General features: G+C 44.6%; 24 protein-coding genes. 12 read left to right on the top strand and 12 right to left on the bottom strand.

Going from position 1 to position 20,849, the window contains the following annotated elements:
- Nucleotides 1-37: 37 nt before the first annotated feature.
- The 3 genes from ABY436_RS02205 to bfr (ABY436_RS02195) all read right to left on the bottom strand — a co-directional run bounded on the left by ABY436_RS02205 (nucleotide 38) and on the right by bfr (ABY436_RS02195) (nucleotide 1,695).
- Entirely contained in the window at nucleotides 38-514 is a 477-nt protein-coding gene (locus tag ABY436_RS02205) for an Lrp/AsnC family transcriptional regulator (RefSeq protein WP_372737395.1), read from the bottom strand.
- Between the two features lie 231 nt (nucleotides 515-745).
- On the bottom strand, nucleotides 746-1,213 hold the full coding sequence (gene bfr / locus ABY436_RS02200; RefSeq protein WP_372737394.1) for a bacterioferritin: 468 nt from the start codon (nucleotides 1,211-1,213) through the stop codon (nucleotides 746-748).
- 17 nt (nucleotides 1,214-1,230) lie between these two features.
- Nucleotides 1,231-1,695: a bacterioferritin gene (bfr, locus tag ABY436_RS02195; RefSeq protein ID WP_372737393.1), complete on the bottom strand. Its 465-nt coding sequence runs from the start codon at nucleotides 1,693-1,695 to the stop codon at nucleotides 1,231-1,233.
- 173 nt (nucleotides 1,696-1,868) lie between these two features.
- Between bfr (ABY436_RS02195) and ABY436_RS02190 the strand changes: the two genes are divergently transcribed.
- From ABY436_RS02190 to purU, 3 genes are all read left to right on the top strand, one after another.
- Complete coding sequence (locus ABY436_RS02190) at nucleotides 1,869-2,069, top strand: (2Fe-2S)-binding protein (RefSeq protein ID WP_372737392.1); 201 nt, start codon at nucleotides 1,869-1,871, stop codon at nucleotides 2,067-2,069.
- A 374-nt stretch (nucleotides 2,070-2,443) separates the two neighbouring features.
- Entirely contained in the window at nucleotides 2,444-3,502 is a 1,059-nt protein-coding gene (locus tag ABY436_RS02185; protein WP_372737391.1) for an arginine N-succinyltransferase, read from the top strand.
- Between the two features lie 72 nt (nucleotides 3,503-3,574).
- Entirely contained in the window at nucleotides 3,575-4,432 is an 858-nt protein-coding gene (purU, locus tag ABY436_RS02180) for a formyltetrahydrofolate deformylase (protein ID WP_372737390.1), read from the top strand.
- Here the strand turns inward: purU and ABY436_RS02175 are convergent.
- A complete protein-coding gene (locus tag ABY436_RS02175) occupies nucleotides 4,429-5,133 on the bottom strand; it encodes a tRNA (adenine(22)-N(1))-methyltransferase TrmK (RefSeq protein ID WP_372737389.1) in 705 nt (234 codons plus the stop codon). The two genes, purU and ABY436_RS02175, sit on opposite strands and share 4 nt — an antisense overlap.
- A 419-nt stretch (nucleotides 5,134-5,552) precedes the next feature.
- Between ABY436_RS02175 and ABY436_RS02170 the strand changes: the two genes are divergently transcribed.
- The 3 genes from ABY436_RS02170 to ABY436_RS02160 all read left to right on the top strand — a co-directional run bounded on the left by ABY436_RS02170 (nucleotide 5,553) and on the right by ABY436_RS02160 (nucleotide 8,826).
- Nucleotides 5,553-7,169, top strand: coding sequence for an ABC-F family ATPase (locus ABY436_RS02170; protein ID WP_372737388.1), 1,617 nt, complete (start codon nucleotides 5,553-5,555; stop codon nucleotides 7,167-7,169).
- A 179-nt stretch (nucleotides 7,170-7,348) separates the two neighbouring features.
- Nucleotides 7,349-8,023, top strand: a complete 675-nt coding sequence (locus ABY436_RS02165; protein ID WP_372737387.1) for a hypothetical protein — start codon at nucleotides 7,349-7,351, stop codon at nucleotides 8,021-8,023.
- On the top strand, nucleotides 8,020-8,826 hold the full coding sequence (locus tag ABY436_RS02160) for a DUF3307 domain-containing protein (RefSeq protein ID WP_372737386.1): 807 nt from the start codon (nucleotides 8,020-8,022) through the stop codon (nucleotides 8,824-8,826). The genes ABY436_RS02165 and ABY436_RS02160 overlap by 4 nt, the downstream gene beginning before the upstream one ends.
- A 103-nt stretch (nucleotides 8,827-8,929) precedes the next feature.
- Here ABY436_RS02160 and ABY436_RS02155 read toward each other — a convergent pair whose 3' ends face one another.
- Nucleotides 8,930-10,003, bottom strand: a complete 1,074-nt coding sequence (locus ABY436_RS02155) for a mechanosensitive ion channel family protein (protein WP_372737385.1) — start codon at nucleotides 10,001-10,003, stop codon at nucleotides 8,930-8,932.
- 401 nt (nucleotides 10,004-10,404) lie between these two features.
- Between ABY436_RS02155 and ABY436_RS02150 the strand changes: the two genes are divergently transcribed.
- The gene (locus ABY436_RS02150) at nucleotides 10,405-10,845 is read left to right on the top strand and encodes a cupin domain-containing protein (protein ID WP_372737384.1); all 441 of its coding nucleotides are present in this window, start codon (nucleotides 10,405-10,407) and stop codon (nucleotides 10,843-10,845) included.
- A 55-nt stretch (nucleotides 10,846-10,900) separates the two neighbouring features.
- On the opposite strand, the gene ABY436_RS02145 is transcribed toward ABY436_RS02150, so the two are convergent.
- Complete coding sequence (locus tag ABY436_RS02145) at nucleotides 10,901-12,466, bottom strand: diguanylate cyclase domain-containing protein (RefSeq protein WP_372737383.1); 1,566 nt, start codon at nucleotides 12,464-12,466, stop codon at nucleotides 10,901-10,903.
- A gap of 283 nt (nucleotides 12,467-12,749) precedes the next feature.
- The gene (locus ABY436_RS02140) at nucleotides 12,750-12,938 is read right to left on the bottom strand and encodes a DUF2798 domain-containing protein (protein ID WP_372737432.1); all 189 of its coding nucleotides are present in this window, start codon (nucleotides 12,936-12,938) and stop codon (nucleotides 12,750-12,752) included.
- A 464-nt stretch (nucleotides 12,939-13,402) separates the two neighbouring features.
- On the opposite strand from ABY436_RS02140, the gene ABY436_RS02135 reads away from it, so the two are divergent.
- The 5 genes from ABY436_RS02135 to ABY436_RS02115 all read left to right on the top strand — a co-directional run bounded on the left by ABY436_RS02135 (nucleotide 13,403) and on the right by ABY436_RS02115 (nucleotide 16,951).
- On the top strand, nucleotides 13,403-14,113 hold the full coding sequence (locus tag ABY436_RS02135; protein WP_372737382.1) for a tellurite resistance TerB family protein: 711 nt from the start codon (nucleotides 13,403-13,405) through the stop codon (nucleotides 14,111-14,113).
- A 218-nt stretch (nucleotides 14,114-14,331) separates the two neighbouring features.
- A complete protein-coding gene (locus ABY436_RS02130; RefSeq protein ID WP_372737381.1) occupies nucleotides 14,332-14,619 on the top strand; it encodes a hypothetical protein in 288 nt (95 codons plus the stop codon).
- Nucleotides 14,620-14,844: 225 nt separating this feature from the next.
- Nucleotides 14,845-15,054 (top strand): hypothetical protein, encoded by a 210-nt coding sequence (locus tag ABY436_RS02125; protein WP_372737380.1) that lies wholly within the window; start codon nucleotides 14,845-14,847, stop codon nucleotides 15,052-15,054.
- On the top strand, nucleotides 15,024-16,055 hold the full coding sequence (gene hmpA / locus ABY436_RS02120; protein ID WP_372737379.1) for an NO-inducible flavohemoprotein: 1,032 nt from the start codon (nucleotides 15,024-15,026) through the stop codon (nucleotides 16,053-16,055). The genes ABY436_RS02125 and hmpA overlap by 31 nt, the downstream gene beginning before the upstream one ends.
- 182 nt (nucleotides 16,056-16,237) lie before the next feature.
- Nucleotides 16,238-16,951, top strand: coding sequence for a DUF445 family protein (locus tag ABY436_RS02115; RefSeq protein ID WP_372737378.1), 714 nt, complete (start codon nucleotides 16,238-16,240; stop codon nucleotides 16,949-16,951).
- A 221-nt stretch (nucleotides 16,952-17,172) separates the two neighbouring features.
- Here ABY436_RS02115 and ABY436_RS02110 read toward each other — a convergent pair whose 3' ends face one another.
- From ABY436_RS02110 to ABY436_RS02090, 5 genes are all read right to left on the bottom strand, one after another.
- On the bottom strand, nucleotides 17,173-17,967 hold the full coding sequence (locus ABY436_RS02110) for a DUF1338 domain-containing protein (protein ID WP_372737377.1): 795 nt from the start codon (nucleotides 17,965-17,967) through the stop codon (nucleotides 17,173-17,175).
- A gap of 149 nt (nucleotides 17,968-18,116) precedes the next feature.
- On the bottom strand, nucleotides 18,117-18,608 hold the full coding sequence (locus tag ABY436_RS02105; RefSeq protein WP_372737376.1) for a hypothetical protein: 492 nt from the start codon (nucleotides 18,606-18,608) through the stop codon (nucleotides 18,117-18,119).
- A 293-nt stretch (nucleotides 18,609-18,901) separates the two neighbouring features.
- Nucleotides 18,902-19,834, bottom strand: coding sequence for a LysR substrate-binding domain-containing protein (locus ABY436_RS02100; RefSeq protein WP_372737375.1), 933 nt, complete (start codon nucleotides 19,832-19,834; stop codon nucleotides 18,902-18,904).
- Nucleotides 19,835-19,845: 11 nt separating this feature from the next.
- The gene (locus ABY436_RS02095; protein ID WP_372737374.1) at nucleotides 19,846-20,316 is read right to left on the bottom strand and encodes a CBS domain-containing protein; all 471 of its coding nucleotides are present in this window, start codon (nucleotides 20,314-20,316) and stop codon (nucleotides 19,846-19,848) included.
- Nucleotides 20,317-20,344: 28 nt separating this feature from the next.
- Nucleotides 20,345-20,849, bottom strand: a 505-nt coding sequence (locus ABY436_RS02090; RefSeq protein WP_372737373.1) for a molybdopterin-binding protein, incomplete at its 5' end; no start/stop codon positions are given.

The raw sequence follows: 20,849 nt of genomic DNA, 5'->3' as shown, positions 1-20,849 counted from the left end.
CCCATCAAGCCTGTTATCACCTGACAGGCTTGATTTCCTAATCATCCAACAACTGATCCAGCGGGTAGCCACGAAAGGGTTTTCCGGTTTCAAGTACTACATGACTGCTAATATTAATTTGTCCGGGTATCAGATCGAGTAACCGGTCATTAATGGCGTTATATCTCAGCATATCTGGCGCCACAATTTTAAGAAAGAAGTCAAACACACCACTCACCGTATCACATTCAACGACTTCAGGAATGCCCTGGGCTGCCTGACGAAACAGACGAAACGCCTCAGTGCTCTGATCCTTTAAACTGACGGTCGCAATCACCGTGACACTGCGACATAGTTTTGGCAGATTTAACACAGTCAGATACGGACCGATCAATCCTTCTTCTTCTAATTTTTTCACCCGGTTTAAACAGGAACTCGGGGAGAGGCTCACCCTTTCCGCCAGATCCTGATTAGTGATGCGTGCTTCATTCTGAAGGACTGAAAGAATCTTTCGATTGATACGGTCAAGCGTCATAAAACAATCCGATTCTTACTATTTTCAATCCGCATAGGGTACCTATTATTCACCAGGTTAGGTAAAGCATCGACAAACAGCCTTCAGCACTCATTGATAACAAAGTACTTCTTATAACAGAGGCACTCTATACTCGGGCTACTTCTATACTTATGCATAAAGGAAGCTAACTAAAAAGCGGTTTCCTTTCCAGAGAGTGACCGCTTTTATCGATCCGTCACAAAGAAAAAATCACATCTGAGACTGCAGGTAGTTTTCCAGCCCAATCATCTTAATCAGGCCCAGTTGCTGCTCAAGCCAATAGGCATGATCAACTTCTGTATCTTCCAACAGCTTCTCAAGAATCTCCCGGGACTGATAATCCTGCTCTTCTTCACAGATTTTAATCACTGCTTTGAGCTGGTCAGCCACGCTATATTCAATACGCAGATCGCTTTCTATCATCTCGGCAACATTAGAACCGATTTTCAACCCATCTCGCGTCACCATATCAGGTATGCCTTCGAGAAAAAGCATACGCTCGATCAGTAACGCGGCATGCCCCTTTTCATCTTCGACTTCATGATCGATACGCACAAAAAGTTTGCTTAACCCCCAATCATCGTACATGCGTGAGTGGATAAAGTACTGATCCATGGCCGCCAGTTCCATTGCCAGCAACGAGTTCAAGCCGTCAATTACACGTTGATTACCTTTCATACATTCTCTCCGCCCGATTAAAGCTTGCTCTGTAGATAATTTGCGATACTCATCTGGCTAATCAGATGCTGCTGCGCCTCAATCCAATCGAGATGCCCTTCTTCGGCTTCAAGAATCTCTTCCAGCATATCACGGCTAACATAGTCAGATTGGGTTTCACACAGCGCAATGGCCTGACGAAGCAGCGCCAACTGCTCCATCTCAAACTCCAGATCGCACTGCAGCATCTCAGCGGTATGCTCGCCAATCCGCAACCGCTCAAGATGCTGAAGATTGGGCAACCCTTCAAGGAACAAAATTCGTTCGATCAGGGCATCAGCCTGCTTCATATCTTTGATAGATTTTTTATAGGACTTTTCATTCAACTCATCCAGCCCCCAGTGCTTATACATACGAGCATGCAAAAAAAACTGATTAATAGATGTCAGCTCAGCCGTCAAAACCTTACTGAGCATACTTAGCACCTGCTTATCACCCTGCATAACACCCTCCGGCAAACTTTAGTTAAGTTTATAAAACACATGAAGCTTAAAACGATGCGCGGCAAAAGTCATACGTTAGGATTAAAATTCGAACAAAGCTTGCTTTAAATCTACATGAGAATTATTATCAATCTTAATAACATATAGATTTTAGCATATCAGGTTCTATCATCATGTATATTTGTATTTGTAACGCAGTAACTGATTCACAAATTAAAGATGCCCTCGATGAAGGTGCTACGAATGTCTCTGATCTGAACAAATCGTTATCGCTTGGTAGCTGCTGTGGGAAGTGCACACGCACTGCACGACAGATCATCAAACAGCACAGGTCAGCAAAGGAAGTTGATGAACTCGCTTACAGCGCTATTTAACACCTAGCCTAACTCATTACCCTATCTCATTAACCTATCTCTACAGCCTCACGCTTTTAGAGTGACTCTGTGTAAGATAAGTAGCGGATAGCTTCGCAACAGGAACGAAATAATATTTCGCCCCATCCCCATCACTCCCTTCCGCTATTTCTGCGCTGCTATTTAATTACGCCTTAATTACGAGTAAATATTTGTTATCTCAATAAATTATCTAAAAACCACATTCCGATGACTTTTACTTACTATCCGAATTAAATTTTTCATTAGCTATTATTTCCCTATTTTATTGCTCACTACACACCTATTTAAACAGCTCATTTTGTCAGGCCGCGCGTAGAATATAAAAATGACAATGAGAAATAAGTGAGCGCAACATGCTGATTATTCGCCCCTGCAAAGAAAGTGATCTGGATGATCTGATGAATATCTCTCGTGCTGTCGGCAAAGGGATGACATCAATGCCTGCCGATGAAGCCGCATGGCAGGAAAAAATCAGTGCATCGGCTCAAGCATTTAACTCTGCCCTACCAGCAGCGGATAGCAACACCTATTTCATGGTACTGGAAGATACGGCTACCGGGCATATTGCCGGTACCACCGCTATATACACAGGTGTGGGGCTTAAGCGCCCTTTTTACTCTTACAAAATATCCACACTGGTGAGTAGCAGCAGCGACCTGGATATTATTCGTAAAACCAAAGTCCTTAATATCGTCAATGATTACACCGGCTCTACTGAGGTCGGCTCTATTTATCTGTTACCGGAATACCGTAAACCCGGCGTTGGGCAGTTCCTTTCACGTGCACGTTTTCTGGCAATGGCTGATTTCCCGGAACGTTTCGGCGATCAGGTTATTGCCGAGCTACGTGGCTGGCAGGATGAAAATGGACGGTCTCCGTTGTGGGATAACTTAGGCAAGCCTTTCTTTGGTATTGAGTTTCAGGATGCCGTAAATACCGCCGCACTGAAAGGTTCGCAGTTTATCTCTGATCTGATGCCTAAGTATCCCATCTATATCAACTTGCTACCGCAGGAAGCACAAGACGTTATTGGCAAACCTCACGACTCTTCTGCGCCTGCTTTATATATGCTGAAAAAAGAAGGGTTTCAATTCACAGGTTATGTCGATCTGTTTGATGGAGGCCCTTCCGTACAGGCAGATATCAAAGAGATACGCAGTGTCAAAGACAGTAATAGCAGCCACTTTCAGGTCATTGACAGCCTACCCGCTTCTTCGCAAATGTACCTGATCAGCAATGAAAACCTGGACAACTATCGTGTTGCATTAGCCCCGGGGAAACTCAACGAAAACGGCGATATCATTATCGATCAAGCCACATTCCGGACATTACAACTGGCTGTCGGGGGGCTGGTGCGGTTTATTCCTATGAATCAATCAGCAGCGCATAAATCGCATGCAACAGCGGCATAATGAGTATGTGAGTGTGATACCTTTATACTCAATTCACTCAATGAGTTTCATTATTTCCCCGGAGATACAGTGATGGCCACGAGTAACTGGATTCTTACCGCCCAATGCCCGAGTCGTTTAGGTACGATTGATGCCGTAACGGGGCTTTTATATCAGCATCAGCATTACGTTACTGAGTTGAACTCTTTCGATGATTGCCATAGCAACCAATTTTTTATCCGCGCGCAGTTCAGGGTTGAAGCGGCTTTTGATGAATCGGATTTCCGGCGTCAGTTTGCAGTGAGGGCCGGGAAGTTTGGCATGCAATGGCGGCTGCGCTCAACCGCCGACAAACCCAAAGTAGTGATTATGGTTTCTAAGTTTGATCACTGCCTGAATGATCTTCTTTATAAACACCGTATTGGTCAGCTATCCATCGAAATCCCCGCTATTATCTCCAACCACCCTGACTTGGCATCGCTGGCTGAGTGGCATGGCATTCCTTACTATCACCTACCTGTCACCGCAGCGTCTAAAGCGGAGCAGGAAGCCAAGGTCATGAGAATCATCAAGGACTCGGATGCGGAGTTAGTGGTGCTTGCACGTTATATGCAGGTGCTATCGTCAAATATGTGTCAGCAGTTAGAAGGCTGGGCAATCAACATTCACCATTCACTGCTGCCTGGCTTCAAAGGTGCTAAACCGTATCATCAAGCCTATGAAAAAGGTGTTAAAACCGTTGGTGCCACCGCACACTATATCAACGATGATTTGGATGAGGGCCCCATCATTGCGCAGGGTATTGAACCCGTTGACCATACTTACTATCCGCAAGACCTGATAGCCAAAGGCCGCGATATCGAGCGTCTGACCTTATCCCGGGCTGTCCGCTATCATGTCGAACAACGGGTCTTTTTAAATGGCGACAGGACAGTTGTTTTCGCAGATTAAGACTCAATCGGCTGAGCGATGCACGTAGGGCGCAACGCCTTATAATCGAAAAGAATTTGCTCTACATCCCGGCTCGAGTTTTGCGCCTTGCGTTGATAATGGCTGATAGTGCGCTCTAAATACGTCTGATCCTCCTCCCGGGAGAGATCCCACATAACCGACCCCGTCAGTGAAATGGGCTGCTCTACGCCCATAGCTACATGCAAAATCTCATAGAAACGATTATTTTCACAGACCAAGTGCTCATTTATCAGTCCAAAGTTCATGTCGACAAGCGCTGCCCGCACTTTGTAGTTATGCAGTACGGGGCACAATAAAAATTCCATTTTTTGTGTAGGGTTGGCGTTAATCAAGCCCTCTACCAACTCAATTAACAGATCCCCGCCCACACCGGCAATAATAACCAGATGTATGCTAGCAGCGTTCGCCAACCTGGCCTCAGACAACTGCAGTTCTGACACATCTGTACAATGCACCTGCCAGGCATGCTCAGGAAAACCCTCCGTAAAGTAGCGCTGTAATTTACCCTGCACCTCCGCTATTAGTGGCTCAACCACATCAACAAAATGCACTGTGCGAGCGGCATCCCGACGCAATAACAAATACCCCAACAAGCCATGATCGCAACAGCAATCCCAGATATGTTCGTAGGGTTGGGCAATCATCTTATCAATTTGCTGTAAACGCTGACTGGTCTTCACGTAGCCTTCTCTGTAATGCTTCTCTATAACGCTGCTGTAAATCGGTTCTGTTTAACCGCTCTGTATATCGATTCTTTATAACGGCCTCTGTCACTCTACCTATCTCAAAAGAGATCTCTGGCCAACCTACCTGATAAAATACTCTGAATGGAGGATCACCAACAGATAACTTAAAACCGTCTATTTTAGCGTCGAATGCTCGTATTCTGTCTATCCTTTTTTCTACGTTTAAGCGCATTCATTCTTAAATTTCACACGCTCAATCCCAAACAGGATGCAGAAAGGCTCTTTTACTCTCATTTGAACAAAAATCATCCAATTATTTGCACTTTACCCCTTTGAATCACTCCGCAATCCTTTATAGTACCGTACCGCTTATGCAGCATTTTTAAACGCTTCCCAGATTCAGGAATAATTCATTGATCTCCACCGCAAACATCACCATGCAATTTGGCACCACGCCATTGTTCGAAAATATCTCAGTAAAATTTGGCAACGGTAATCGTTACGGCCTGATTGGCGCAAATGGCTGCGGAAAAACCACCTTTATGAAGATACTGGACGGTAGCCTTGCGCCTACTTCCGGTAATGTCTCGATCTCCGCGAACCAACGTGTCGGCAAACTGCATCAGGACCAGTTCGCCTTTGAACAGTTCAGTGTGGTTAATACGGTCATCATGGGCCACAAAGAGCTATGGGAGATCAAACAGGAACGAGAGCGTATCTATTCCCTGCCGGAGATGTCTGAAGAGGAAGGGATGAAAGTTGCAGAACTCGAAGTCATCTTTGCCGAGATGGATGGCTACAGTGCAGAAAGCCGTGCAGAAGAGATATTGCTGGGTGCCGGTATTGATCAGTCCCTGTTTTATGGCCCGATGAGCAGTGTTGCACCCGGTTGGAAGTTGCGCGTGCTGCTGGCTCAAGCGCTGTTTTCAGACCCGGATATTCTACTGTTGGATGAGCCAACCAACAACCTGGATATCAACTCCATTCGCTGGTTGGAAGCGCTACTTAACGAGCGCAAGAGTACCATGGTCATCATCTCGCATGATCGCCATTTCCTGAATGCGGTTTGTACTCATATGGCTGATATCGACTATCGTGAGCTGCGTGTTTATCCAGGCAACTATGACGACTTTATGATGGCGGCAACTCAGGTACAGGAGCGTCTGCTCTCTGAGAACGCTAAAAAGAGCGCACAAATAGCCGACTTGCAGCAATTTGTCAGCCGTTTTTCTGCTAATGCTTCAAAAGCTAAACAAGCAACATCACGTGCGAAAAAGATCGATAAAATCCAGTTGGATGAAGTAAAACCTTCCAGTCGTATTAACCCTTTTATCCGCTTCAATCAAGATAAGAAACTGTTTCGTCAGGCGCTGGTTTTGGAAGACCTGGGACATGGGTTTGATGGAGAGCCGCTATTCACAGGTGGCAATATCATCCTGGATGCGGGCAGCCGCTTAGCTATCATCGGTGAAAACGGTGCAGGCAAAACGACCCTGTTACGTTGTTTGCTCGGCCAGTTAAGCCCTGAGCAAGGTGTTGTTAAGTGGTCAGAAAACGTCAATTTCGGCTACTGCCCGCAGGACAGCACCACTGACTTTAACTCGGACCTTAATCTGTTCGATTGGATGAGCCAGTGGCGTAAACCCAACCATGGCGACCAGATTGTTCGCTCAACACTCGGACGTCTGTTGTTTTCGGCTGATGACTACAACAAAAAAGCCAAAGTCTGCTCCGGTGGTGAAAAGAACCGTCTGTTGTTCGGCAAGTTGATGATGTCTGATCCTAACGTTCTGATTATGGACGAACCGACCAACCATCTGGATATGGAAGCGATAGAAGCGTTAAACATGGCACTGGAACATTACCCGGGCACCCTGATTTTTGTCAGCCACGACCGTGAGTTCGTCTCCTCATTGGCCACCCGTGTGATCGAGATCAAAGGCAAAAAACTGATCGACTTCCAGGGCACCTATGAAGAGTACCTGGCAGACCAGTTGGCCATGGAAAAGAAAATAAGCAAGCGCGGCTAATACCCTCAGGCAGGAGCGATATATTCCTCCTGCCTTCTTCCCTGTCATCTCTTTTTCCGCTTCGCTTCATATTTTTTGTAACGCCTGCCCACTGACTCAGTGCTTTCAACTGGAACCAAAAACGGAACCTTTCTATCAATGGGACCATTTTCGGTTCAATTTGACTTAAGGAACCATTAATGGTTTTATTTAAGCAAAGCGGCGATCAGGGAAAGCTAATGTCCACCCTCTCAGTATTAACAGGCGATATTGTCAACTCGCGGAACATTGATGCGAAACATTACGACACGATGCTGTACAGTTTGCAGCAAACACTTACCGAAATAAAAGAACACTACGCCGGCGTTTATGAAATATTTCGCGGTGATAGTTTTCAGGTGACATTTAAAGATCCTATCCCTGCTATGCGCTGCGCATTGTTATTGAAAATGGCACTGATCGCCTCTTCACCTGATGCCCCAGTCGAGGTTCGCCTGGCATTAGGTGTGGGCGGATACCGCGACTTGAGAAACAACAGCGGCACTTCCAGCGGCGAAGCATTCGAACTCTCCGGAATGGGTTTAGAGGCGCTAAAAAACAGTGATATTTCACTCCTCACCAACATCACTCCATTGAATAACCAACTGCAATTAGCCACTCAATTCTTAAACTTTCAACTATCAAGCATCACCCCAAAACAGGCAGAGGCTGTTTTGGCCTATATTCGCTGTGACTTTGGCGACCACCAACAAGTTGCCAAACAGATTGGCGGAAGCCGATCAAATGCCAGTAAACTGTTACGCCGCAGTGGTGCCATTTTGATTCGTGATTATGTACTCTGCTTTGAAAAAACATTAGCGGATAATATTCAATGAATGACATCAGCTTACTTCTGCTATTGATCATCGCTCACGTCATCGGTGATTTTTACCTGCAACCAAACCCGTGGGTCATATGCCGCTACCGCAAACATTTTAAATCACCCGCACTTTACAAACATGCAGGCGTCCATGGGATTCTGACATTTTTAATTTTAATACTGTTCAGTCCCATCAGTTCACTCACCTGTGTGGCGCTGGCAGCCTTCATCCTTATCTGCCACCTGAGCATCGACCTGCTGAAGTCCTACCTTCAGTCCAGTTTGAGATGGTTTCTGCTCGATCAGGCACTGCATATTCTCTGCCTGATCGCTGTTTGGGGATGGCTTGATGGTTGGAACCCGGACACAGTGACATCCGTGCTGGTCAATATAATCAACGAAAAATCGCTGATAATAGCTTTGGCTTATATTATTTGCGCGAAACCGGCCTCTATTATCATCAGCCTGATGCTTAAAAAATGGACTCCTCATCTGGATAGAGCCAATGCAAGTACTGATACAAGCACTGATATAAGCACCGATGCTGATACAGCCTTCACAAAGAGCGCTACAGTCGGCAGCCTTAAGTCTGCCGGTGAAACCATAGGTTATCTGGAACGCTGGCTGGTACTCAGTTTCGTTCTGCTTGATCTGTTGAGTGGTATTGGATTTTTACTTGCTGCAAAAAGTGTATTCCGCTTCAACGACCTGTCAAAAAGCAAAGATATGAAACTTACCGAGTACATCATGCTGGGAACATTCAGCAGCGTGACCATTGCGCTGGGTGTGGGTCTGTTTGCAACATATATCATTAAATAACAAATGCACGACAACTTCACGTCCGATGTAATCAGTTACAGGGAAAGACCATGCTAGCGCCAATGTGGGCTAGCATGCGGATATCCTAAACCAGTTACCGATCTTACTTGGGAGATGGCATTTCTTTAATATACAAATCTTGTTTGGCGTAAGGGATTTCAATATTATTTGCCCTGAACTCCTTCAATATTGAACAATTGAGAATATCAATTATACGCCCCTTAATGGCGGGTCTATCTATCCATACCAGTAATTCAAAATCGAGCGATGAGCCGCCGAATCGACGAAACCTCACCCGAGGTTCAGGGTCCATGCAAATCGATTTATCATTGTTGGCTACTGCCATTAACACGCTGCGAACCAAGTCGATATCTGCATCATAAGACACGCCAATAGGTAAGCGGCAGCGCGATTTTTCATGTGGTCCGCCTGACTCATTGACAATTTTAGTATTGCCTATGACGGAATTCGGAATGGTAATTTCAATATCGTCTCTTGTTAGCATTCGAGTGCTGCGCAGCCCTATATGCGTAATTTCACCCCGCTCTCCAGAATCTAAGACGACATAATCGCCCACTTTATAGGGCGCGTCTGCCATAATAAACACCCCCGAAAACAAATTGGCCAAGGTGTCTTTGGCAGCAAAACCAACGGCAATACCGACGATACCCGCAGATGCGAGCCATGCCGTCATATCTACATTCCAAATAGAGAAAATTAAATATACAGAAAGGATAATAATTACAATATTCAGAATATTCTGAAAGAGCGGCAAGGTTTTATGATTAACGCTTTGGAAGCGGGCCGGGTTCAAAGCGAGGCTCTGAAGTAAAACTCTATTGCCTCTTAACAAAAATAACGTCCATATAAGCATGCCAATAGACGTTAGTACCGACAGCCATATAAATAAATATGCTGGCTGTAAAATCGACAATGCGCTGGATAAACCGATGAGAAGAACCGTATAGTAAATAGGCCCATGTAGTAGCGCCCAAAAGCCATTAGCGAGATTTATTTTCGAGCGCGCTATTATTCTTTTTAAGCCGGCAATGACGATATATTTGAAAATAGAGGCTATAACGAAGGAAATTAATACCACCATTGTCGCTTGTATCATTGGACTGTCGCCGAATGATTCTAAAATGGGTGCAATAAATGTCTGAAACTTCTCAAGCATAGTTAATTTCTCAGCTTATTGAGTGGAGGGGTAATTAGCACACTAAGAGTACGTTTAAAAAATAAATTGACCTTTTTGAGTCTCGACTACGAGTCTTCAGTATAAATGGGGTCAGACGAGAATTACACTAAGTTAAGCCTGTTTAGCAGGATATCTGCGCCGATGTTAAGCGCCGGCATTTCGTGTCGGGGTTGGTTTAAAAATCAGAATGGTTGTAGCCTTCATATGACCGCTTTGTATCCTTGAGCGACCTGATTAGCTGTGAATCAATCCAGATCAGGCGTTTTATCGGGAACTATAAACAGACATAAAGAATTGTTATTCTGACTCCGATTGTCTGAATTAAAGGATTGTGCCTCTGAGCCCAATTAAGACCCCACTTAACTCCTGGAGACCGAACTATGGACAAGTACATTGTAACAACGCCCAATGACCGGCCGGCTTCACTCAAGGTATTTGGAACCGACGTCACTGTACTAGCGGCCGCCTCACAGATAGGCGGTTACGGGATAACACATCAGCAGGGTGAAGAAGGAAGCGGCCCGCCACCCCACAGTCACGGATGGGACGAGGCGTTTTTTGTGTTGTCAGGCGAAATTTCGTTTCAATGCGGTGAAGAAAAGTACTTATGCGCACCTGGCACCTTAGTCCATGTCCCGAGGAATACGATCCATGCATTCACCTACGGTGCGGGGGGCGGTTCGATGCTGGAATTAACAAGTCGGGAAAGCCGATCGGCAGAAATGTTCACCGAAGTGGATGCGAAGATCGATCCAGTCAACCCGGATATCGGGAAAGCATTGGAGATACTCGAGCGAAACGGAATTACCGTAGCAAAATAGCAGTTGTGTTGATCTTGTATTGAGAATTGTTGCTCTGACCCCAATTAACTCACAATTAACTCATGAGGGCGTTGAGCTCGTGTTTATGTACATACATTCGTTTATCACTGACACCTAGTAATGATTCGAGATCGCGCCCATCTTCAGGATAGGAGGCAACACCGAAGCTACCTGTAATATGCAGAGCCTGGCCTGCAACATAAAAGGGCTGTTCAAAGATAGAAAGTAATTTATCCGGAATGTTGTAGTCCCATGCAGATAACTTGTTGACCTCTGGAAGCAGGATGACAAACTCGTCGCCATGAATGCGAGCTACAGTGTCTTCAGCTCTTAACGCCTGCTTTAATCTCAGTGCTATCTGAATGAGCAGTTCATTACCTGCATCATGCCCCCATGTATCATTAACCACTTTAAATTTATCTAAATCCAGATAGCAGATTGCGACAATACTACCGGAGCGCTCTGCCATTCGAATAGCTTGTTCCGCCCGATCCATTAACAGATTGGTATTAGGCAACCCCGTCAGTAGATCAAAGTTTGCCTGACTATATAGTTTGTCTCTTTCATATTTAGCCAGAATATCTCTACTGTGAGCTTTTGATAGTCTGCTGGTTAAATAATAGAAAAACAGAACACCTGCCAATGTAATGCTCAGAATCTTTAACCAATTGAAAGCATTCCAACTAATATCTTTTTCCAGCGTTAGCCTGAAGGGTTGGGACTCATTCTCCACCTGCACTGTTTTTGTGTATGTATACAGTGGGTAGGCTGATTCCTCAATCTTTATCGGTTCGACCAAAACCTCTGTTACATCTTCAGTATTTACCCCAGTAAAGGAGAGAGTGGCACGGTAGCCACTCTGGCCCATTAACCCGTCAGGAAGCAAGTCCTTCCCTCTTATTACCAACATAGCAAAATTTAAAAACGGCATCTTTGCATCATCAAGACGGACATTTGGCATAGCCACGGCTGGTCGGTAAATAACGTAACCTTTGCCCCCTTCAAGAAGCTCAAACGGCCTTGAGGCCAGAGGTCTTGGGGCTTTTAAAGACCCAAGCAGCGTTTCAATTAAAATACCTGATGAGCTCGCAAGATCTAATCCAAGTACTTCCATTACCTCTGGAGACTCAGGCTCGATAAAACGAATGGGATAGTAAAACTGTTTTTCTGCAACAGTCGTTACCTGTCGGGTGGCAGTATAATCAAATCCATGAATCCTGAAATCAGGATAACCTTTTATTCGCATTAAACGTTCAAAAGCGTCTCGATCAGAATATGGTACCTCACTGGCAATTTCAAACATATACAGGTCAGGGTATAGCCTTCGAATACCTTGAGCATACGCACGAATCTGATCATCCTGGATATCATGAGAGATGGCAATAAAGTTAGCAAACCCTTCTAATGCCACCTCGAAAGAATTTACTGTGGTTTCTATTTGATAAACAGCGGTATCTAGCTCGTCCTCAAATGACTGCGCTAACCCGTTAAACTGAATCAAAAAAGCGAGAAGAGCCGCCGCGATCGGGCCTGCGAAGTAGAGAAGCTTGATGTGTAGTGGAATTGAGGATAATTCTGTACAACGTCCCATGTCAAATCCCTTTAGGTCAAACATTTCCATCAAACCGCGTAGCTTGTTACAAACACAAGGTATTCAGTATCCAGGGAAGAAGTTCAGTATCCATAGAACACCTCCTCCCTATTGAAATAACTCCCGCTTACATTTGTGGCTGAACACTTCAAACCAACAGGAGATATTCTGTCTGATATTATAGACACCTAGTTAAAGGAATTTAAACAAAATCATTTCATATAGGAAAAATAAATATTAATCATTAACCCTTTGTTAAATAAAACAAACGTTTGATTATTGCTGCTTTGTTTATTTTTTATTCTGATATGCTTTATTCACTGTTATCAACTACTAAACTTACCAACTTTCTTACCGCTGGAGATACAATAATTATCATTGGAAAGGCCACAGAAAATGCAAAAGACCAGGCTTTGAGCCAAATTAATATTATTCCATCGACTAAACCAACATTGAAAATACTAATTAACAGCGACATTAAGCATGACATCAGCAAAGCCATAAAAAATGAGAAAACATATGACGTATATTTCTTGGGTATCACTTCTATTTCCTGTAGATATGTGGATAACTCGACACAGAGCAGTATTTTCCAGAGCCGATGGTTTTCTATCAATTTTGTAAAAAAGAGCCATTTCTCTGCCCGACAGAATAAATCCTTTTGCAGAATCATATCTCGTTAGTTCTAAAGTTCAATAACGTAGCACTTTATTTGCGAATTCAAGGGCAAAGCTAGGCTCATCATGCAGCCCTCCGGGTCCATCTCAAAATAGAGTTTTTTGTAGATTAAAGTGTCGCCCCTGACATGCATTGGCTACAAACGGTAAACGCTAATCCTCAAGACGCAGACTCATTTGCTTTCACCTGACTCATACGCCCTGCTCTGTGTGAAACTTTTCCTATCTTTGGAATTTATCCGGATAAGCAATGTCGAATTTTTATCTTAATCACATATCGGGATATCTCATGGACACTCGAAGCCTGCTGGATCAATTACTAAAATCCGGGACTGATTTTTTACAAAACCAAAATACCGATAGCACTGCCTCAACTCAAGGGGATACATCTCAAAAAAGCACCTCTTTAGGCAGCCTGCTCTCCGATAATAAAGGAGGGTTGCTGGCTGGAGGCGTACTAGGCCTGTTACTCGGCAGTAAAACGGGGCGTAAAGTAGGTGGCAAAGTGCTTACATACGGCAGTCTTGCGGCGTTAGGTGCCGTTGCTTACAAATCCTATAACAACTGGCAAGCGCAGCAAAACCATCCCTCAACTGCAGCCGCTGCTCCCGCCGCCGCCCCCTTAAGCGCCCTGCCCGCACAAGAAGCAGAAAAACATAGCCGTGCTGTATTATGCGCAATGATAGGCGCAGCAAAGGCAGATGGGCATATTGATGAAAACGAGCGACGTTTAATTGACCAGGGAATTGCTAGTCTGACAAACGACCCGGATTTACAACGCTGGTTTGATCAGGAACTACACAAGCCCTTAAATCCAGTGGAGATAGCTGGTCATGCAAGCAGCCCGGAAATGGCGGCAGAGATGTACCTGGCCAGCTTATTGATCGTTGATGAAGACAGTTTTATGGAAAAAGCTTATCTGGATGAGCTAGCACGCCAACTGAAGTTTGATCCTTCATTAAAGGCGGAGCTGGAAGCTCAAGCAAAACAAGCGGTTTAGGCTTAAACCGGGCACCAACAGGCTTTTTCAACTCAACTTGTCGTTTCTATTGACCGCATAGAGACGACAAGTGTATTCGCCTCTATTTATTGACCAGCGATTAGCACTACTCATTTTTAATACTTAAAAATTATATAAAAGGGTTTTCTTATTTCAGTTTCGTTTCAGTAACGGGTTTTATAGTACACCCATCAACTTACACAACTGGAGTAACAACCATGAAAACTTTAATTAACGCGGCCCTGATCACCTCTGCACTTTTCGCTTCACAAGCTTTTGCCGGTGGATTAAATGATTTTTCTGCACAATCGGCAGAACATAACTTAGCGTCAGGAGTGACTACACCAGCCGAGAGTTTCACAGCAGCTATTAGTCCATTGTCTGTCTTAGGTGCATCAACTGAAGCACACTTTGCAAACACGACTCACATAACATCTATTGCCAACAGCACGGTCGCCAGCTTTGGTCTGGTAGCACCAGCAAATTCAACTGAAGCACTGTTATAAGTGCTATCGAGACAAGAATGGGAGACTTGGTCTCCCATAGTTTTTAAATTTTAATGCTATTGAAGTGCTCCCGCTAGGATAACAAATAACAGATAAGCGCCTTCAAATTCAAACCGCCCTGGAAATATTCTAACACACAGGCAGCCTCATAAAGTGTATTTTATTGACATTTTAATGCTTTTCTATTTTAATGCATATAAAATACATCTATAAGTGAGACTTTCTATGCTGGCATCAAATATCCAAATCATTAAACAAACCGTACCTGTCATTCAAGAACGCGGAGAAGAGATCACACAACATTTCTACCATCTGCTATTTGAAGAAAACCCTGATCTCAAAGATGTATTCAATATGGCAAGTCAAGCAACGGCCGCCAGCCCGCCTCTCTTGCTAACGCTATTTTGGGCTATGCCGCTAATATCGATCGTTTAGAAGCACTCGGGGATGCGGTCAACAACATTGCGACTAAGCATTTCAGTTTAGATATTCAGCCAGAACAATATCCTATTGTCGGCAGAAACCTGTTAAAAGCCATTCGTGAAGTACTGGGAGCCGAGGTCGCTAGCGACGATGTGATCAATGCATGGGCAGAAGCGTACGGGCAATTGGCAAACATTCTCATTGGTGCAGAAAAAGTACTTTATGAGAATACGAAAAATACGGCTGGTGGCTGGTCAGGCTTTAAACCTTTCCGTGTCATTAATAAGGTTAAACAAAGCAGTGAAATCACTTCATTCTACTTAAAGCCTGCAGATGGCCAGCCTTTACCAAGCTATAAGCCGGGCCAGTATCTCAGCTTAAAACTCAATGATGCGAGCCTGGTCAATACAGAACTGCGCCAATATAGCTTATCGGATTCATATAACAGCGACAGCTATCGGATATCTGTTAAACGTGAACCCGCACCACAACATGACATACCTGCAGGGGTCGCTTCTAATTTCCTTCACGATATGGTCAACGTAGACGATACAATTTTAGTACATGCACCGACGGGCAATTTTTATTTAGACGACTCAGATAAACCCGTTGTTCTCATCAGTGGCGGTGTCGGCGTGACACCAATGCTTAGCATGCTGAATGACTTAGTTCGGCAGCACTCAACACGCAAGATTACCTGGTTACATGGTACTCGTAATCGCCAGACCCACGCCTTTCGTGAGCATATCAACGCTCTCGATAACGACTTAGCTCACCTGACGAAAGTGGTTTTTTATGATGACGTCGCAGGTGCTACACAAGATACTGATTATAACCATGAGGGTTATATGACGGCCCAGCTCATAAAAGAAAATTGCCCACTGGATGCCGAGTTTTATTTCTGCGGACCGCTGCCTTTTATGCAAGCAATACACACACTTCTACGCCAATCAGGCGTAGCCGATGAGCAGCTGCATTATGAGATTTTTGGTCCGGGTGAAGCGCTAATTTAATTTACGCATAGCCCGGAAAGGCCCGATATGATCACCATAAAGGGCCTTTACTAACACGGCTTAAATAACTGAGGTGCATACCCTGTTGAAACAGCAAGACCTGATTAAATATTCTCTTCAATAAGCCGATAATGCGCTAAAATCCTGCTCCCACATCCTGACACTGAAATCAGCTTGATATTATGAATAAAAGTCTCATCACCAATCTCATTGCCATTGTTCTCGTTATTGCAGGCTTCGTCTCGCCTGTCTATTCAGAGATATTATTATCCATCGGCTTATTTGCACTCTCTGGTGCGATCACTAATTGGCTGGCGATTCATATGCTCTTTGAGAAAGTGCCCTTTCTGTATGGTTCTGGTGTTATTCCAAACCAATTCGAAGACTTTAAAAGTGGCATAAAGAACATCATCATGTTGCAGTTTTTCACCACAGAGAACATTAAACGTTTCATTCAATCGGAAGAAAAGTCTGCCAAAAAGACGTTAGACTTCACTTCCGTTCTGGATGCTGTGGATTACGACAATATCTTTCAAAAGCTGATCGATGCCATTAATGCCTCTTCGCTTGGCGCCATGCTTAACATGGTGGGCGGTGCTGAGGCACTCGAACCATTACGCCAGCCTGTATCAGAAAAAATGCGAACAGCATTACAAGAAATAGCCCAAAGCGAACGCTTTCAGGCGGCTATTCACCATAGCCTGAGTACAGAAAAACTCAGTGCTGATATCAGTGAGCATATTGAGCTGATTGTTGATGCCCGCCTGAACGAATTAACGCCGGACATGGTGAAGAATATCATTCAACACATGATCAAAAAACATCTGGGTTGGTTAGTCGTATGGGGAGGAGTATTTGGCGGATTGATTGGCCTGATAGCGAGCTATATATCATAAGACCTGATTGCCCTGCTGTCTTCCAGCGGCGTTAAAAACGTACTCAATCGGTCATTTATCAGCAAAAACTCACTTATTTTGTGCCTTTTTGCTTTGCCAATAAACAAAATTCCGGCTCGTGCAAAGGTCTCATCGTACTAAGCAAAAAGCCCGCCTGTATAACGATAACGTTATACAGGCGGGTTTATGTAATTAACCAAATATTTTATGGACAGGTAATATTAACCGTTAGTCGATTCAAAAATTTTGTCAGCATTTGCTTCAATAAAGCCCTGATAGACAACACCCTGAGCATCAGCATGGCGCTTGGCAAATTCGTAGAAGCAGGTTGGAATCTCATGCTGATCACCAGCAGAAAACTCAAAAACCTGACGGTCCGCCATGGTTGAGGCTTGCTCTAAGAGAGACTCAGGTGTGCCTTTGACTTCGCCGCCCACCGTATTGACTTTATATCCGGCACCCTTGACCCGATCCAATACTTCATGAATAGCACCGGTAGTCGTAAGGTGATTAATACTGACAGTAAAGTGATTAACCCGTAAACCTATAGCCAGCAACCAGGCGCCATATTCGCTTTCAGCCATTAGCGTAGTGTAATCCTCCCAGCTAGGCATAGCCCAGTGCCGGCCAGACCAAAACACTGATTGATCCAGCGACTGTTCTGTTATTTCAGCCGTGTATTTTCCGATAATTTTCTGCGCCGAATCACTAAGCTGATCCACCAGCAACTCAGAACAGAAGATTTTGGGCAGCAGCGGATTCGAATGGATATAGCTGTGAGCACGTAATTTCTTGGCTTCGAACTCGTAGCTATCCTGACGCTCATATCCCATCGCTAAAATCAGAGGTTCAAGCAGATCGAGCCGTAGCGGCGTATTGGCAAACGTACGAAAAGCCACATGATCATTAATCACTTCACCATCAGTGACAACAAACAGATCATGAATTTTCTGAGCCTGCGGAGCGATACTGACGTAATCGGCCCACAATTCATTAAAAAAGGCTTCAGCTTGCATAGTGCGCTCCAAAATCAGGATTATTTTACCTAAGTTTGGCCTTGAAAGGGCCGCAGAGCAAACAATAAAACTTACCACCAAGAACAAGTTTATTTAGGCAACAGAATTAAGCTGTCATTACCCGTGTTACAGCAGCTAACTTCAGCTCTTCAGACAATTGTACTTTCATCTTTCTCCGTTTCTATCAACTTCAACATTGCGATTTTCACCTGGTCCTGACTCGGAAAGTCGTGATACTCAACGGCCCCGTCAGCACCTCCCTTATAGATTTTTTTAAGCTCCTCAGCTCTCATTGAGCGTATACCTTTTGGGCCGACTTTTGCTGAACTCAGAAAATCCAAGGGAATAATGACACCGCCAAGCTCAGTTGGTAATTGCAATTCACCAACCCCTATCTGACGTACGATGAGTGATCCGCCATCCATCAGTGCTTCTAAAAAGGCCATTCGATAACGCTCAAAGTCATTCTCATTACCGTTTACCGGTCCTTGTTCACCGCAACGGTTTACTTCACCACAGCTAGAAACATAAAAACGTTCTTGCTGGCTTCCAAAACTAATAATGATGACTTTATCGCCATCAAGTGACATCAAAGCACCGTCTAGATATGCGGTACTTTTTTGAAAATTTTCTGTATTCACAAAAACTCCAGGCATAGTGGGTGTGTTAACCAGGTGACTAGTATGTAGTCGTCATAGTCAACATATCGGCTAAAGGCGTTGCTTCTTTAAGGAAGGATAAAAAGATCTAAAGACCTGGTTGTGCTTATAAACAGCTGAACTCGTTACCTGCTGAACTGGCCGTTCATCAGGTGGCTGTAAAAGTAACTAAAGCAATATGTGCTTGCGGGAGTTATCCAAAAATATGGGTAGGAACATTTTATAACGGACATTAAGGAAGCAGCACTGTGAAACCTGGCTGGGGTGGCAACAGCTCAAAAACCGGCAAAGCGCTCATCGTCTTTGAGTGTATTGAATAACCATTTTCTGAACGCTAACGTCAGCGGGTCCTGCTGACGCTCTTCTCCTACCACCAGCCAATAACCTGGCAATAGTGCAGGATTAAGCACGCTCACGGGCGTTTTCCATAATGGCATTATCAATCGTCCCTGGTGACAAGCCTCAAGTGCTAATGCATCAGAAATCAGCGCAACACCCAGCCCTTTTTCTGTTGCTTCCACCTGGCTCGCTTGGCTATCCAGTACGAGAGCTTGCTGATCCAAAAGCAGGTCCAGGTTTAATGTATTGGAAAGTTGCTGCCACAATGAAACTGATAGCTGAGTACACAAAAGACGATGATGTTTAAGATCCCGGGACGTGTTTAAGGTTTTTTTATCGTTCAATAACGATGGCGCACACACTAAGCGCTTATCATCTTTGAGCAACAACTGCTTAGCACTGCTCGGCCATTGCCCCCAACCCCACTGGATAGCACAATCCAGACGCTGATCTGCAAAATCCGGAAAGCCCACGGCGGTAGTGATCTTTATATCGATATCAGGATGTAACTGTTCAAATTGATCCAGTACAGGCAGTAAACGATGCACAGCAAACCACGGTGATGCATTAATACGGAATTGACGCCGTTGCTGGCACGCTTGCGCTTGACGAATACCCTGCTCTAATAGTTGAAAACTACGCTCAGTATACTCATACAAGCGCTCACCAGCAGGAGTAAGCCCAACCCCTGCAGGAAAACGCCGGAACAAAGTGATGCTTAGAGCCTCTTCCAAAGAACGTATCTGCAAGCTCACTGCCTGCGAAGTAACACACAACTCATCTGCCGCTTTCTTAAAGCTTTTAAGCCGTGCTACCACACGAAAGATATTAAGGCTTTTTAATGGTAAACGTCCCAAAAGAGTCGCCAATGTATCCCCTGCTATACCCGGTTAAGTATATCAAGAGTAGATAATACACCATTGAGTTCATTACCTGAGGTGACAAAAACACGATGGATTTTATTTTTACACATCAACGCTGCCACTTCTGTTAATGGCGTAGAGGCATCAACAGAAACAACATGGGCCGTCATAATTTCGCTGACCTGATGTTGCGTATGTACATCCCCGCCCACCAAACCTAACTGCTCAGGTGAAGCACCGTCCATATTATTGTAGTAAAACTGCGTAGTTGGATTTTCGTTAATCGAGTGGGCGCGACTATCAAACTTTAAAATATCACTAATACTGACAACGCCAACTAAATTACCGCTCTCGCCCATCACTGGCGCACCGTTAATTTTATGCTGATCAAAAAAGTCGATCAGCTGTTTTAATGACCAGTACTGTGGCACGGTCAGTACAGAGGAAGACATTACCTCACCCGCTGTTAACTTCGTTAAATTGCTCATTGTTATCCCTATTTATGAAAAAATTCAGCTAAACCGCTCCTAGTTCTGCGAACGGAATAAAGTCTAAAAGATCACCTTTTACTACCGGGTTCTGCTCGGGTACCACTAACAACCCATCAGCCATAACCGCTGAACTCAAGACACCAGAACTTTGGCTATGGGCCGGTGCTGCAAACAATTTACCATCTTCGTTAGTAACGATGACGCGTAAAAACTCTTTTCTGGAGATAGCTTTAGTACGATCAAAACCGGCATGTACCTGATATTGACGCGGCTGCAGATTGCAAGCACCTTGCATTTTCAAGAGATACGGGCGCGCCAGCATCAAAAAGGTTACCAAGACAGCCGAGGGGTTACCTGGCAAGCCAATAAACGGCGTACCTTTCACTTCACCAAACGCAAGCGGTTTACCCGGCTTAATCGCCAACCGCCACAAGCTCAATGAGCCCAGTGCCTCCACTGCCGATTTGACATGGTCTTCTTCGCCGACTGATACGCCACCGCTGCTGAGAATAAGATCGGCATTTCCTGCC

It is taken from the genome of Neptunomonas sp., from assembly GCF_041601355.1.
In the GTDB taxonomy this organism is placed as follows: domain Bacteria; phylum Pseudomonadota; class Gammaproteobacteria; order Pseudomonadales; family Balneatricaceae; genus Neptunomonas.
This window is presented reverse-complemented; position numbering and strand designations above follow the sequence as displayed.

Excerpts from the sequence above, each read along its gene's own strand:
- ABY436_RS02205 (WP_372737395.1), bottom strand. The coding sequence starts at position 514 with ATGACGCTTGACCGTATCAATCGAAAGATTCTTTCAGTCCTTCAGAAT.
- bfr (WP_372737394.1), bottom strand. The coding sequence starts at position 1,213 with ATGAAAGGTAATCAACGTGTAATTGACGGCTTGAACTCGTTGCTGGCA.
- bfr (WP_372737393.1), bottom strand. The coding sequence starts at position 1,695 with ATGCAGGGTGATAAGCAGGTGCTAAGTATGCTCAGTAAGGTTTTGACG.
- ABY436_RS02190 (WP_372737392.1), top strand. The coding sequence starts at position 1,869 with ATGTATATTTGTATTTGTAACGCAGTAACTGATTCACAAATTAAAGAT.
- ABY436_RS02185 (WP_372737391.1), top strand. The coding sequence starts at position 2,444 with ATGCTGATTATTCGCCCCTGCAAAGAAAGTGATCTGGATGATCTGATG.
- purU (WP_372737390.1), top strand. The coding sequence starts at position 3,575 with ATGGCCACGAGTAACTGGATTCTTACCGCCCAATGCCCGAGTCGTTTA.
- ABY436_RS02165 (WP_372737387.1), top strand. The coding sequence starts at position 7,349 with ATGGTTTTATTTAAGCAAAGCGGCGATCAGGGAAAGCTAATGTCCACC.
- ABY436_RS02160 (WP_372737386.1), top strand. The coding sequence starts at position 8,020 with ATGAATGACATCAGCTTACTTCTGCTATTGATCATCGCTCACGTCATC.
- ABY436_RS02155 (WP_372737385.1), bottom strand. The coding sequence starts at position 10,003 with ATGCTTGAGAAGTTTCAGACATTTATTGCACCCATTTTAGAATCATTC.
- ABY436_RS02150 (WP_372737384.1), top strand. The coding sequence starts at position 10,405 with ATGGACAAGTACATTGTAACAACGCCCAATGACCGGCCGGCTTCACTC.
- ABY436_RS02145 (WP_372737383.1), bottom strand. The coding sequence starts at position 12,466 with ATGGAAATGTTTGACCTAAAGGGATTTGACATGGGACGTTGTACAGAA.
- ABY436_RS02140 (WP_372737432.1), bottom strand. The coding sequence starts at position 12,938 with ATGGCTTTGCTGATGTCATGCTTAATGTCGCTGTTAATTAGTATTTTC.
- ABY436_RS02135 (WP_372737382.1), top strand. The coding sequence starts at position 13,403 with ATGGACACTCGAAGCCTGCTGGATCAATTACTAAAATCCGGGACTGAT.
- ABY436_RS02130 (WP_372737381.1), top strand. The coding sequence starts at position 14,332 with ATGAAAACTTTAATTAACGCGGCCCTGATCACCTCTGCACTTTTCGCT.
- ABY436_RS02125 (WP_372737380.1), top strand. The coding sequence starts at position 14,845 with ATGCTGGCATCAAATATCCAAATCATTAAACAAACCGTACCTGTCATT.
- ABY436_RS02115 (WP_372737378.1), top strand. The coding sequence starts at position 16,238 with ATGAATAAAAGTCTCATCACCAATCTCATTGCCATTGTTCTCGTTATT.
- ABY436_RS02110 (WP_372737377.1), bottom strand. The coding sequence starts at position 17,967 with ATGCAAGCTGAAGCCTTTTTTAATGAATTGTGGGCCGATTACGTCAGT.
- ABY436_RS02095 (WP_372737374.1), bottom strand. The coding sequence starts at position 20,316 with ATGAGCAATTTAACGAAGTTAACAGCGGGTGAGGTAATGTCTTCCTCT.